At 73.0% G+C, this 14,250-nt stretch carries 7 protein-coding genes; 6 read left to right on the top strand and 1 reads right to left on the bottom strand.

The genetic code is table 11. The annotated features are described in order from the left end of the window. The first annotated feature begins 20 nt into the window (after positions 1-20). Positions 21-5,357 carry an amino acid adenylation domain-containing protein gene (locus AB0L34_RS05850; protein WP_363702254.1) on the top strand — a complete coding sequence of 1,779 codons (5,337 nt, stop codon included), beginning with the start codon at positions 21-23 and terminating at the stop codon, positions 5,355-5,357. Here AB0L34_RS05850 and AB0L34_RS05845 read toward each other — a convergent pair. Beyond that, positions 5,319-7,547 carry a lantibiotic dehydratase gene (locus AB0L34_RS05845; RefSeq protein ID WP_363702252.1) on the bottom strand — a complete coding sequence of 743 codons (2,229 nt, stop codon included), beginning with the start codon at positions 7,545-7,547 and terminating at the stop codon, positions 5,319-5,321. The genes AB0L34_RS05850 and AB0L34_RS05845 overlap by 39 nt on opposite strands. A 123-nt stretch (positions 7,548-7,670) precedes the next feature. Here AB0L34_RS05845 and AB0L34_RS05840 point away from each other — a divergent pair, with 123 nt between their 5' ends. The 5 genes from AB0L34_RS05840 to AB0L34_RS05820 all read left to right on the top strand — a co-directional run bounded on the left by AB0L34_RS05840 (position 7,671) and on the right by AB0L34_RS05820 (position 14,206). Beyond that, positions 7,671-8,696 (top strand): 3-oxoacyl-[acyl-carrier-protein] synthase III C-terminal domain-containing protein, encoded by a 1,026-nt coding sequence (locus AB0L34_RS05840; RefSeq protein WP_363702250.1) that lies wholly within the window; start codon positions 7,671-7,673, stop codon positions 8,694-8,696. A 74-nt stretch (positions 8,697-8,770) separates the two neighbouring features. Then, positions 8,771-9,004: an acyl carrier protein gene (locus AB0L34_RS05835; protein ID WP_363702248.1), complete on the top strand. Its 234-nt coding sequence runs from the start codon at positions 8,771-8,773 to the stop codon at positions 9,002-9,004. Continuing rightward, positions 9,001-9,906, top strand: a complete 906-nt coding sequence (locus AB0L34_RS05830) for a thiamine pyrophosphate-dependent dehydrogenase E1 component subunit alpha (RefSeq protein ID WP_363702246.1) — start codon at positions 9,001-9,003, stop codon at positions 9,904-9,906. The genes AB0L34_RS05835 and AB0L34_RS05830 overlap by 4 nt, the downstream gene beginning before the upstream one ends. Continuing rightward, a complete protein-coding gene (locus AB0L34_RS05825; RefSeq protein WP_363702244.1) occupies positions 9,903-12,068 on the top strand; it encodes a 2-oxo acid dehydrogenase subunit E2 in 2,166 nt (721 codons plus the stop codon). The genes AB0L34_RS05830 and AB0L34_RS05825 overlap by 4 nt, the downstream gene beginning before the upstream one ends. A gap of 248 nt (positions 12,069-12,316) precedes the next feature. Beyond that, complete coding sequence (locus tag AB0L34_RS05820; protein ID WP_363702242.1) at positions 12,317-14,206, top strand: glycerophosphodiester phosphodiesterase family protein; 1,890 nt, start codon at positions 12,317-12,319, stop codon at positions 14,204-14,206. Positions 14,207-14,250 lie beyond the last annotated feature (44 nt).

The raw sequence follows: 14,250 nt of genomic DNA, 5'->3' as shown, positions 1-14,250 counted from the left end.
CATGCCGAGGAGGATCCCGCATGACCGAGTCGCGGCAGGACCTCACGGCGGTGGGCGGCGTCTACACCGTCCCCGCCTCCTACGCTCAGGAACGGGTCTGGTTCACCGCCCAGCTCAGCCCCGGGCAGCCGCTGTTCACGATGACCGATGCGGTCACCCTGCCACCCGGCGCGGGGCCGGAGCAGGCGCTCGCCGCGCTGCGGGCCGTCACCGAACGGCACGAGGCCATGCGCACCACCCTGCGCCTGACCGGCGGCGAGCTCCACCAGGACATCCACCCCACCGTGCCGATCGAGCTGCCGGTGACCGACCTGTCCGGGCTGACCGAGCCGGACCGGGAACGCGCCCGCGCGGAGATCGTCGCCGAGTACGCCCGCCTCGACCTGCCGATGGACAGCGCACCGCTGTGGCGGGCGCGGCTGCTGCGGCTCGGCGCGGACACCTGGTGGCTGCTGTTCGCCGGGCACCACGTCATCCTTGACGGCACCTCACTGCTCAACCTGCGTGCCGAGCTGACGGAGCTGTGCGCCGCCGCCGTCGCGGGTCGGGCGCCGGACCTGCCCGGCCTGCCCATCCAGTACGCCGACTACGCCGCCTGGGAACGCGATCGCCTCGACGGCCCTCGGTGGGGTCAGCTGCGCGACTACTGGCGGGAGACGCTGACCGGCCTGCCCGCCGTGCACGCGCTGACCACCGACCATCCGCGCCCGCTGACTCGCACGTTCAGCGGCAGCGACGTACGCCGCACCCTGCCCGACAGCGTGGCGCAGGCGCTACCCGAGCTGTCCCAGCAGGCCGCCGCGACCCCGTTCATGGTGCAGCTGGCGGCCTACGTCGCGCTGCTGCACCGGCTGTCGGGCAGCGACGACATCGTGGTCGGCATGCCGGTGGTGGGCCGCGACCGTACCGAGTTGGAGCCGCTGCTGGGCATGTTCATGAACATGCTGACACTGCGGGTCGACGTCTCCGGTGATCCGCCGTTCCTGACCCTGCTCCGCCGGGTGCGCCGCGTCGTGCTCGACGCGTGGGACCACCAGGACATGCCGTTCCAGAAGCTCGTCGAGGACCTGGCGGTGCGGCGCGACCCCGGCGTACCGCCGCTGTACCAGGTCACGTTCCACCACCTGCCGACCGGCCGCGGTGAGGCGTTCGGCGGCGCCATGGACGACCTGTCGCTGGAGATCGCCGGCGACGAGCTGCGGCTGGAGTACAACACCGCACTGTTCGCCACCTCCACCATGGAGGCGTTCGCGGACCGCTACCTGTTGCTGCTCGCGGCCGCTGCCGCGGCGCCGCGGACCAGGGTGGGCGCGCTGCCGATCATGTCGGACGCCGAGCGCGCCCAGGTCGTGACCGGCTGGAACGCCACCGACGCCCCGGTGCGCCAGACCACCCTGGCGAAGCTGTTCGACAGCCAGGCCCGGCGTACGCCGGACGCGGTCGCGCTGGTCGACGGCGGCACCCGGCTGACCTACGCCGAGTTGTCCGCCGCCGCCGAACAGGTGGCACGGCGGCTGACCGCGCGCGGCGTGGGGCCCGAGTCGATCGTCGCCATCCACGAGCCCCGCTCCAGCCGCCTGGTCGTCGGGCTGCTCGGCATTCACCGGGCCGGTGCGGCGTACCTGCCGTTGGACCCGGACTATCCGGCGCAGCGGCTGGCCTACATGCTCGCGGATGCCGGCGCCGAGGTGCTGCTGGCCGACGAGGTGCCGGAGGGGCTGGCGGTACCGGGCGTGGTGCTGCCGCTGACCGGCCCGGAGCAGCCCGAGACCGCCCCGGGCACCGCCGCGGGGCCGGGCAACGCGGCGTACCTGATCTACACGTCGGGATCCACCGGGCGACCGAAGGGCGTGATCAACGAGCACGCCGGCATCGTCAACCGGCTCGACTGGATGCAGGACACCTTCGGGCTCGGACCGGACGACGCCGTGCTGCACAAGACGCCGATCGGTTTCGACGTGTCGGTGTGGGAGGTGTTCTGGCCGCTCATCGTGGGCGCCCGGCTGGTGCTGGCCCAGCCGGGTGGACACCGCGACCCGACGTACCTGCGGGATCTGATCGAGCGGGAGCGGATCACCACCGTCCACTTCGTCCCGTCGATGCTGGACGCCTTCCTGGCCACGGCCGGTCCCGCCGACCTCGCCCGGTGCGGGTCGCTGCGGCGGATCGTGTGCAGCGGCGAGGAACTGCCGCTCGAACTCGCCCGCCGGACCGTGGCCGCTCTCCCGGCCGCCGCGCTGCACAACCTCTACGGGCCCACCGAGGCCGCGATCGACGTCACCGCCTGGGCGGTGACGCCCAGCGCGCTGGCCGGGGCCACCCGGGTGCCGATCGGCGGACCCATCCGCAACGTCCGCACCTACGTGCTCGACGAGGCGATGCGCCCGGTGCCGGTCGGCGTGGCCGGGCAGCTGCACCTCGGCGGCGTTCAGGTGGCCCGGGGCTACCTGCACCGCCCCGAACTCACCGCCCGCACGTTCGTCCCCGACCCGTTCGACGACACCGGCGGGCGGCTCTACGCCACGGGTGACCTGGCCCGCTGGCGGACCGACGGCACGCTGGAGTTCCTCGGCCGCATCGACGACCAGGTGAAACTGCGTGGCCTGCGGATCGAACTGGGCGAGATCGCCGCCGTGCTGCGCGAGCAGCCGGGCATCGGCTCCGCCGCCGTCGCCGTACGCGGTGCCACGCCCGCCGACCAACGCCTGGTGGCGTACGTGACGCTGGCAGCGGGGACCGAGGCCCTGGACCACGCAGCGGTGCGGGAGGCGCTGAAGCGGCGCCTGCCGGAATACATGGTGCCGTCGGCGTTCGTGCCGCTGGACGCGCTGCCCCTGTCTCCCAACGGAAAGCTGGACACCGCCGCGCTGCCCGCGCCCGCGCACGACGGCAGCCCCGCCGCCGGACGCCGGCCACCGGTCACCCCGGTCGAGCAGGCCATCGCCGGCGCCTGGCAGGACGTGCTGGGAGTCAGGGACGTCGGGCTCGACGACGACTTCTTCGAACTGGGCGGGCATTCGCTGCTGGCGATCCGGATGCTGGCCGCGCTGCGCGACGCGTACGGGCACATCGACGTCGGCGTGATGGACGTGTTCCAGCACTCCACCGTGCAGGGGCTGGCCGCGCTGATCGACGGCCCCGCGGACCAGGAACGCCGGCGGCCACTGCTCTACGAACTGACCAAGCCGGTCCCGGCGGGGCAGCGGGTGCGGTCCTACGTGTGCGTACCCTATGGTGGCGGACTCGCCAGCATCTACCAGCCGCTCGCGGACGAGCTGCCGCCCGGACACACGCTGTTCTCAGTGGCGGTCCCGGGACACGACGTCGGGGTCAGCGACACGGAGCTGCCCTTCGACGAGCTGGTCGACCGGTGCGTGGCCGAGATCCAGGACCGGGTGGACGGCCCGCTGGTCCTGTACGGTCACTGCGTCGGCGGCGCCCTGCTGACCGGTATCGCCCGGCGGCTGCACGAGCAGGGCCGCCCGATCGAAGCGATCTACGCGGGCGGCGTCTTCCCGACGGCCCGGCCGGACAACATGCTCGGCCGCCTGGTCGACTGGGTCGACTCCCGCGGCGCGGACCGGCGTTACGAGACGTTCCTCCGCTCGATCGGCGCCGAACTGGCCGACCTGGACCAGGCGCAGGTCGACCGGTTCGTCCACCACGTGCGGCGGGAGGCCGCCGAGGCGCAGGAGAAGTTCACCGAGTGGCTGGAGGCCGCGCCGGCCCAGGTGGCCGCGCCGGTGATCTCCGTCGTGGGCACCCACGACATGCTCACCGAGTACTACGAGGAGCGCTACCGCGAGTGGAGCTTCCTCGGCGAATCCACCGCGCTGGTGGTCCTCGACCAGGCGGGACACTACTTCGTCAAGCAGCGGGCCAAGGCGCTCGCCGAGGTGGTCACCCAGACCCATCTCCGGCTCGCCGAGCCCTTCGCCGCGCAGGCCACAGCGGACCGGCTCGCCGGCGACGCCTGGGAACTAGCCGCCACCAGCGCCGACCCCGTCATCGCCGGCGCCGGCGTGCAGCCCGGCGTAGGCCGGTTCCTCGCGCTCACCGCCAGCCAGCTGATCTCGGCCACCGGCTCGGCGCTGACCCAGTGGGCCGTACCCGTCTGGGTCTACCTGACCACCGGGTCGATGCTGTGGTTCGGCCTGTCCGGGGTGATCGCCTACCTCCCGGCACTGCTGACGCTGCCCGTCGCGGGTGCCGTCGCGGACCGCTTCGACCGGCGCAAGGTGCTGCTCGCCGCGTGCGCGACCGCGGTGACGGCGGCGGCGCTGCTGGCCACGCTGCTGTGGACCGATCAGCTGGGGCTGGCCGCCGTCTACGCCCTGGTCTGTGTGCTCGGCGCCGCGTCGGTGTTCCAACGCATCACCTACCTGGCCGCGATCCCGCAGGTCATGCCGAAGCGCTACCTGGGGCACGCCAACGGCATCGCCCAACTGGCCGTGGGGCTCAGCTCGCTGGCGGTGCCGCTGCTGGCGGCGGGCCTGCTCGCGGCGATCGACCTGACCGGCATCCTGCTGATCGACATCGTGAGCTACGCGGTCGCGATGAGCGTCCTCGCGGTGGTGAAGTTCCCCAAGCTGCTCGGCCGCCGCCGCAAGGAGCCGTTCCTGGCCGAACTGATCGGCGGGGCGCGGATGACGTGGGCGGAGCCGGGTTTCCGGGCCATGCTGGGCTTCTTCTCGCTCTACAACCTCTGCCTGGCCAGCCTGATGCTGGTGCCGCCGATGGTGCTCGCGTTCGGCACGATGGGCCAGGTCGGCACGGTCGCGTTCGCCGAGGCGCTGGGCGCTGTCCTGGGCGGACTCGTGATCGCGGCCTGGGGCGGCCCGACCAGGCGCCGGATGCCCGCCCTGATCGCGATCGCGTTCGGGGTCGCGATCAGCCTGGTGCTCAGCGGCGTACGCCCGAACCTTGTGCTGGTCGCGCTCGGCAGCTTCGGCGTGGGACTGGGCCTGGGCCTGCACAACGGCATCTACCTGTCGATCATCCAGGTGAAGGTGCCGCAGCGCTTCCACGGCCGGGTGCTGGCGATCATCCAGACGCTGACCTGGGCGACGCTGCCGCTGGGCTTCGCCGTACTGGTGCCGCTGAGCGGGTCGGTGCTGGAGCCGATGTTCGCTCCGGGCGGCGCCCTGGCCGACAGCGTCGGTGCCCTGATCGGGACCGGCCCTGGCCGAGGGCTCGGGTTCGCGTTCGTCGTGTCCGGGCTGGCCCTGGCCGTGGTGTCGCTGGTCGCCTACGGCCAGCGCCGGTTGCGCCTGTTCGACACCGAGACCCCCGACGCTCCGGCGGACGCGACCGAGTGGCTACCGCACCTTCGCCGCCGCCGGGTCGACGATCTGTAGCCGCAGTTCCGAGGCGTACGCCTGGCCGGCCGCGTCGGTCAGCCAGGCGTCGCCCGGGCCGGGCAGCAACTCGGTGATGGTCAGCCCGACCCCGTCGCCGCCCTTGGAGTGCGCGCCGCGCAGCAGGGTGCACAGCAACCGGGTGTAGACGCCGCTGGTCAGGTCGACGAAGCTGGGTTTCAGCTCGGTGTCGACCCGGACGAAGATCCGCTCGGGCAGGCCGAGGGCCAGCCTCCAGCGCCGCACCGCGAGGTAGCGCTCCCGCTCGCCCTTCACCTTGTGCAGCCCGGTGTCGCCGACCGTGGTGCGCCAGGTCTCGCGGACCAGCACGAGGTCGTCGACGGTGATACGCGGGGTGTGCCCGACGTTGCCGGCCAGCTTCCACGTGTCGAACACCTGGTAGTCGAAGAGCTGCGCGAACACCTCCAGCAGCGGCCACTGCCGTCCGTCGTCCGCGTGCACCCGCAGGCTGCCGTCGGCTTCGGGTCGTACGGTGAGGCCGGTGATCGGCACGACGCGGTCCGGGTCGGCGCCGGGGGCGCTGACGAAGCCGAGCTGCACGTCGGCGGGACCGTGCAGCCATTCCGCGATGCGGGCCGTGTGCCGGGGCCAGTCCACCGGGGCCAACAGCCGCACCCGGCCCTCGGGCAGGTCGGCCCGCATGCCGTCCCGCAACCGCTGCGGTTCCGGGTGCCCGTACGCGAAAAAGTGCGTGTCGAACGCGGCCAGGGCCACGTGCAGTTCGCCGAGCACGACGGTGAAGTCTCCCCGCAACAGGGCCGCCTCGTCCGGGGCACACAGATGCAGGTCGGGGCTGTGAATCCGGGCGGCGGCCCAGCCGGGCGCGGCGGCTCCGAATGCCGCGGCGACCCGTTCGGTCAGCTCGGCGGCGCCGAACCGCAGCTCCCGGACGTCGGCATCGGCATCGGCCAGGCCGAGCACCTTCGCCCACCGGGCCAGGAAATCGGCGGTGACGGCGGCGCTGGGCGGGTTGGCCCCGAACACGACCGCCTGAGCCAGGAACCACAGGTCGGGCAGTGGAACGTCCGCATCGGCCGACTCGGCCGACAGATCGCGGTAGAGGGCGGCCAACGCCTCGGCGTACGCGTCGCCGATCGCTGCCGTCAGCCACCGGGCCGACAGCAGCAGCGGCTCCAGCGGAGCAAGCCGTTCCAGCAGCGCGTCACCGAAGCTGATGTCCAGGTCGCGCACGGTTTCCAGGTGGCACAGGGTGCGCCCGGCGTACACCTCGCCGGGGTGTTGCCGCGCGGCCTGACCGGTCAGCTCGACGAACTTGCGCTCCAGTGCGGACATGGCTGCGGCCAGGGCATCCGGGCCGTCGGCGGCGGCCACCGCGTCGCGCAGCGCGCTGATGGTGGCCAGCTCACCGAGCACCCGGTCGCGGACCAGGTCGTCGCCGATCGCGGCGAGCTGCTCGCGCAGCACATCCTCCGCGGTGAGGTCGATCGGCAGGTCGAACCCGATCCGCAGCACGCCGCGCTCGGCGAGTTCGTCGAGCTGCGCGTACACGTCGGCGGCACGGCGGAACCCGCTGGCCGGGTCCGCGACCAGCGCGGCGGCGAGGTCCGCGACGCACGATCGTCGCTGCGCCAGAGTGAGCAGCGCGGCCGTTCCCGCCGGCAGCGCCTGCGGCGCGCGGTGCGGATGCCGCAGTACCCCGTCCCGCAGCGTCAAATGGGGCGCCAGCCGCACCGGCAGCCAGTCCCGCACGCCCTCCGCGCGGGCGAAGGCATCGCCGAGCGCGTCCAGCGCCCACCGCTCCAGAAAGACCCGGCGGGTACGCGTCAACGCCGCACCCGGGCGCACCGTCGCGACGGGACCGGGGCCACCCAGCTCCGTCCAGCAGATGGGACCGAAGAAACCGACGGTGTCGTTCTTGAGGCAGTAACGCTGCCAGTATTTCGCGATGACTTCCTCGCGGTGCCGCCGGCGCAGATTGCGCGGGGCGTGCGGGCCGTCGCGCCGGATCGCGTCGACCGCGACCAGGACGGCCGGATTCTGCCAGGCCAGCGCGGTGCGGAACGCGTCGTCGCAGGCGATGTCGTAGACGGTCCGGCCGAGATCCGTTGCGGCGGCGTCGAACGCGGCTCCGAAGGCGGCCGCGTCGGAGGCACCGGTGAGATAGCTGTCGGCGGCCGCCGCGAGCGCGGGCGCGGCGAACCGCTGCATCCCCGCCACCGGAAATCCGGCCGACCGTAGCAGCGCTGGACGCCATACGTGCCATGGGGTTCCGACGATGGGCGTGAGATGCTCCTGGGGCATCCGGCAATGGTATGCATCCATGGACCTGCGGTGGGACGGGCAATCGTGAGCTTCGGGCTGGTGTCGTTCGGTGAGGCGCTCGGTGATCCGGTACCGGTGGCGGACGTGGTGGGGCAGTACACCGACGACGTGAACCGGGTCCTCGGGTACGGCTACCGCCAGGTGCACCGCAGCGCGCCGGAGATCGGCCTGACCGACCTCGCCGAGCGGGCCGCCCGCCAGGCCCTCGACGCCGCCACGCTCCCCGCCGCGCAGGTGGACCTGCTGGTGCTGGCCACCACCGACCTCACCGAGTACCTCTACTGGGACGCCGCCGCCGACCTGGCGCACCGGCTCGGCGCGGTCAACGCCGAAGCGGTGCTGCTCACCCAGGCGTGCACGACGGGTGTGCTCAGCTTCGACACCGTCGCGGGCAAGTTCGCCACCCACCCGCGGTACGCCACCGCCCTGGTGGTGGCCGCGAACCGGACCTGTGAGGCGTACTGGAACCGGATGGACACGCAGCCGATGGTCTTCTCCGACGGCGCGGTCGCCACGGTGGCCCGGCGCGGGCATTCCCGGCTGCGCTGGCTCGCCACGGAGGCCGCCACCGACGGCCGCTACGCCGCGTTCCACCGGCTCGACGTGGGCGGCGCGGCGGCACCCTTCGGCCCTGGTGCCGAGCCGCCCGCCGTACGCGACGTGTGGAACGTGATGGAGTTCTTCGACTACGACGCCGAGCAGTTCGAGCAGTTCGCCCGGGACCTCGACGAGCGGGCCGTGCGGGTCACCGAGCGGGCCTGCGAGCGGGCGGACGTCAAGGTCGCCGACCTGGCACGCCTGGTCCTGGTCAGCGACAACGAGCGGTCCATGGCGTCGTTGGCGCAGGCGCACGGGGTGCCGCTGGCGCGTACCAACCGGGAACTGGCGGCCGAGCACGGGCATCTCGGGGCGGCGGACCAGCTGTTCGGGCTGAGCCGCCTGCTCGCCGCCGGCGAACTCCGCGAGGGCGACCGGGTCGCGCTGATTTCGCTGGGCCGGGGCATGCACTGGGCCTGTACCATCGTCGAGGTGTAAGCATCGATCGCCCGGTCGGTTTTGACAGCGCACCACCGCTGCCGCCTGATATCCGTTGTGGAAAGGGACACTGGATGTCCAGTCGCCTGGTGCGGGTCGTCGCCGACGTGCTGGCGTTGCCGGTCGAGCAGATCGACGCGCAGACTGGTCCCGCGACCACAGCGGCCTGGGTGAGCCTGCGTCACCTCCAGATCGTCGCGGCGGTCGAGGACGCGTACGGGATCGCCATCACGCCACGGGAGATCCGGGCCGTTCGGTCGGTGGCGGACCTGCGCGAACTGCTCGCGCAGCGGGGCGTCGACGAATGACGTCCGCCGCGCCGTCTCCGCTCAGCGACGCCGACCTCGGCACCGGGCTGTTCATCCGCCGCTTCGAGGAGGAACTGCTCCGCCTGTACGCCGACGGCCACCTCAGCGGCACCACGCACACCTGCCTCGGCCAGGAATACATCCCGGTCGCGCTGGCCCCGCTGCTGACCGGGGACTTCGTGTTCAGCAACCACCGGGGGCACGGGCACTACCTGGCCCACTGCGCTGACCCGGACGGCCTGCTGGCGGAACTGCTCGGCCGGGAGGGCGGGGTGTGCCATGGGCTCGGTGGCAGCCAGCACCTACGCCGGGAACGGTTCCTGTCCACCGGCGTACAGGGGGAGAGCCTGCCCGCCGCGGTCGGCGTGGGGCTGCACCTCAACCGCACCGGGCAGGACGGGATCGTGGTGACCTACATCGGTGACGGCACCTGGGGCGAAGGCGCGGTCTACGAGGCGCTCAACATGGCGCAGCTGTGGCGGGTGCCGCTGCTGGTCGTGGTCGAGCACAACCGGATCGCCCAGTCCACCCCGACCACCGCGCAGCTGGCCGGGACCATCGGCGGCCGGGTCGCCGGGTTCGGGATCACCTTCAGCGAGTCGGATTCGCTGGACCTCAACGAGGTGCGTGCCGCCGCCGCGCCGCACATCGAGCGGGTCCGCGCCACCCGGCAGCCGCATGTGCTGGTGCAGCACACGGTCCGGCTCGGCCCGCACAGCAAGGGCGACGACTCCCGCCCGGCCGACGAGATTCGCCGGCTGCGTCACCTCGACTGGCTGGAGCGGTACGCGGCCGCGTACCCGCCGCAGTTTTCGGCCGCCGACGCGCGGGCCCGGCAGCGGGTCGCGGAGATCTCGGCCGCGGCGCTGGCCCGGCCCCTGGTGGGCGGAGGCGTGGTGTGACGCGCGCCGAACGAATGAGCCAGAACCTCAACCGCGCCCTGCACGGGCTGTTCGCCGCCGACGAGCGGGCCTGGCTGCTGGGCGAGGATGTCGTCGACCCCTACGGCGGCGCCTTCAAGGTCACCCAGGGCCTGTCGACGGCCTACCCGGACCGGGTGCTGTCGACACCGCTGAGCGAGAACGGCATCACCGGTGTGGCGGGTGGCCTGGCGCTCTGTGGTGACACGGTCATCGTCGAGATCATGTTCGGCGACTTCGTCGGCCTCGCCTTCGACCAGATCATCAACTTCCTCACCAAATCCGTCGCCATGTACGGCGAGCACACCCCGATGCGGGTCGTGATCCGCTGCCCCGTCGGCGGCGGGCGGGGTTACGGCCCGACGCACAGCCAGAGCGTGCAGAAGCATTTCATCGGCATCCCGCACCTCGCGCTCTTCGAGCTGTCGCCCCTGCACGACGCGGCCGACGTGCTCGCCGCCGCGCTGCGCCGCGGCGAACCGTCCATGCTGTTCGAGGACAAGATCCTCTACACCCAGCCGAGGTACGTGGACAACCGGGTCGACGACCGCCTCGCCTTCGAGCTGCTGGGCGCGGATCGCAACTGGGCCCGCGTCTACGACCCGGCTGCCGCCGCCGCGCCGACACTGGTCATCGCACCCGGCGGGGTCGCCAACCGGGCGATCGCCGCCGCCCGGAAGGCCGGGGAGCAGGGGCGCAATGTCGAGGTGCTGGTCCCAGCCCGGCTCTACCCCTTCGATGTCGACGGTGTGCTCGGCCTGCTCGACGGTGCGGACGGCGTGATCGTCGCCGAGGAGAGCACGGCTGGCGGCACCTGGGGGAGCGAGGTCGCCACCCGGCTCTACGCCGCCGCGTGGCCGCTGCTGCGTCGGCCGATCGAGCTTGTCAGCTCGGCCGCCAGCATCATTCCGTCGGCACCGCACCTGGAACGGGCGGTCCTGCTCAGCGCGGACACGATCCTGGAACGGATCATGCACCGCTCCACTGGCGAGCCTGCCGCGTCGGGAGCCGCGAGTCGCGATCGGGCCGCGCCGTCATGGGAAACGCCCGGCACGGTTGTGGCGCAGGTGGCGCCGGCCGTAGTGCTCGCCGGCGAGGCGGCCACGGAGCCGTTACGCGCCGGCGCCGCTCCGGCTCCCCGCAGCGGTTCGCCGCTGGCCAGGTTGCGCCAGGCGCGGGCGGCGGAGCAGGGCGTCGCGGTGCGCGTACCCAAGCTCAACAACAACGACGACAGCTATGTGCTGCTGGAGTGGCTGGTCCCGGCCGGTGCCACCGTCGAGATCGGACAGGCGATCGCGGCGGTCGAGACCTCCAAGGCGATCGAGGAACTGGCAGCGACGCACGCGGGCGTGCTGCGCCAGGACCTCGCCGCCGGGGCCGACTGCGTCCCGGGCTCGACCATCGGCTACATCCGGTCCGCCGGTGCCGTCCCCGCTGCGGCGCCCCCGGTCGCTGAGCCGTCCGTGGTGGCGCAACCCGCGCTGCCGGGGCGGCCGCTGCCACCGCCGCAACGCCGCATCGCCGAGGTGGTGGCGACCTCACACCGGGAGATCCCGGTCGCCTTCACCGCCGTGCGGGTCGACGTGACCGCCGCCCTCGCGTACGCGCGCCGGGCCGCCGACGAGACCGGCGCCGATGTCAGCCTGACCGAGATCGTCATCGCCGCCGTGGCCAGGTTGCACGAGCAGTTCCCTGCCCTCTACGCCCAGCTCACCGGGGACGGCCGGGTCATCGACGCGGCACAGCCGTCGGTCGGGCTCACCGTGGACGTCGGCACCGGGCTGTTCCTGCCGGTGATCCGCGACGCGGCGAAGCTGGACCTGGGCGACCTCGCCGACGCCGTGGTCGAGCTGCGGATGAAGGCGCTGCGCAACCGGCTACGCGAGGACGACATGGCCGGGATGAACTTCCTCGTCGCGCTCAACAACACCCCCGGCGTGATCTACGCCCAGCCGATCATCCCGCCCGGCGTCACCTGTGCCCTGTCGGTGCCCGACGTGCACCGCGAGGTCGTGCTGGACGTCGGAGGCGAGGTGCGCGAGCGGATGATGGCGGACCTCGGGCTGGCCTACGACCACCGGCTGGTCAACGGGGCGCAGGCCGGGGCGTACCTGGCCGCGCTCAGCGCCGCCCTGCACCTGTAACCGGGCCCCCACATGGGTCCATGTGCCCGCGCCCTCGACAGCGAGGGCGCCTGCGCAACGTGCGTCTCAGTGACTGCTTCCCGCCGGGGCGGCGACAGGGCCTGCTGATGTTCCGACGTCCACGCCGCCGTGGCGAACGTGCCGTTCAACGGCGGCCCGTCATACGTCGCACGTTGGAGAGGTGACGTTGGCGCTGCCGCCACGCCAGGTTGGTCGGGCGTTCCGGTGACGTTCCTACGGTCCGGGTCATGACACCTCGCCCTGCCCACCTCCCACTCGGGAACCCGAGCCGCACGGTCGCCGCGCTCGCCGTCCTGACGCTGTCGACCGGCGTGCTCGCCGTGCTGCCCCCGTCGCCGCCGGCCGCCGCCGAACCCGGCTCGGTGGCCGTCGCGGAGGACTTCTCCGACGGCCGGCTGCCCACCGGCTGGCGGGCCGTCGACGGCACCTGGAAGGTGGAAAACGGCCGGCTGTACGGCACGTCCACCAGCTCCAGCCAGAACAACAAGATCACCTTCGGGCGGCACCTGAACGACTTCAGGTTCGAGGCGACCGTCCGGTTCGAGTCCGTCGCGTCCGCCACCCGCTGGACGGCGCTGGGCCTCGACGTGCCCGGCGACGGTGCCAACCCGTGGTGGATCGCCACGATGCGCAGCGGCACCACCGCGAGCAACGGGCTCGAGTTCGCCCAGCGCACCACCGCCGACACCTGGAACGTCACCAACACCGGCGCCGGACCGTACGCCGCCGGAACCGGCCGGGACGTGCGGGTCGCCGTGGAGGTGCACGGCAGCCAGGCGCGCTGGTTCGTCGACGGGCGGGAGGCGCTGAGGACCAGCAGCCTGCAACGCTCCGCCGACGGCGGGCAGGCCCTGCTGGTCAACGGCGCCACCGTCTCCTTCGACGACGTGCGAATCACCGAGCTGGCCCCCAACGGCTACCTCCGCCCGGACGGCAGCCCGCTCACCGTGATCGCCCACCGCGGCGCCTCGTCGGCCGCCCCGGAGAACACCCTGGTCGCCCAGGAGACCGCGCGGCGGGCCAACGCCGACTGGATCGAGAACGACGTGCAGCCGTCCCGCGACGGCGTGCCGTTCGTGCTGCACGACGCCACCGTGGACCGGACCACCGACGGCGCCGGCCGGATCCGCGACCTCACCGCCGCCCAGCTCAAGGCGCTCGACGCCGGCTCCTGGTTCGCGCCGTCGTACGCGGGGGAGAAGCTGCCGACGCTCGCCGAGCAGCTCGCCGACCTGCGCGTCCGGGGCGGCAACCTGCTGCTCGAAATCAAGGGGGCGCACACCCGCGACGAGGTCGCCCGGATCGTCGAGGTGATCCGCGCGGAGCGGATGACCGGCCGGGTGTTCATCCAGAGCTTCGAGACCGACGCGCTGCGCCACACCCGCGAGCTGGCCCCGGAGCTGCCCCTCGGACTGCTGCGCGGCAGCCTCGACGCCGACCCGGTGGCGGTCGCCCGCGAGCTGGGCCTGACCGCGTACAACCCGAGCGGGACGGCGCTGCTGACCCGACCGGGCGTGGTGCGCGAGCTGCACGACGCGGGCGTGGCCGTCCTGGTGTGGACCATCGACTCGGCGAACCAGTGGCAGGCACTGGAGCAGGCCGACGTCGACGGGATCATCACCAACCGCCCGGCCGAGCTGGCCGGCTGGAACGCCGCGTACTCGCAGCGTCCGCCCGCCACGCCGACCGTCGCGATCGGCGCGCCGGCCGACGGCGCCACCCTCGACCGGGCGCAGGCACCGACCGTCACCGTCACCACCACGCACGCCGAGACGGTCACGGTCACCCTCGACGGGGAGCGGGTCGAGCCCGGCGTGGCGCTGGACCTGACCACCCTGCCCGCCGGCCGGCACACGCTGCGCGCCGAGGCCGTCGGACCGGCCGGCCGGGCGACGGCGACCAGCACCTTCACCGTCGCGGCCACCCCGGCCGGGCTCGGGTACGTGATCCTGACCTCCGACGTCGAGGACGGCACCCGCACCGCGCTGAGCACGCTGCTCGTCCAGGGCCGCTACGCCGAGCTGGCCCGCTACGCCGACCAGCAGGCCGGCAAGCGGCTCCCGGCGGAGCTGGCGCGTGTCGTCGCGGCCGACGCGCGGGCCCTCGCCGCAGACTGACCGTACGACGACGGCGGCGGGCGGGGATGTTCCCCGCCCGCCGC

The sequence above is a fragment of the Micromonospora sp. NPDC052213 genome, assembly GCF_040679695.1.
In the GTDB taxonomy this organism is placed as follows: Bacteria; Actinomycetota; Actinomycetes; order Mycobacteriales; family Micromonosporaceae; genus Micromonospora.
Note: the sequence above shows the minus strand (reverse complement) of the source record. Positions and strands in the feature narration are given on the sequence as shown.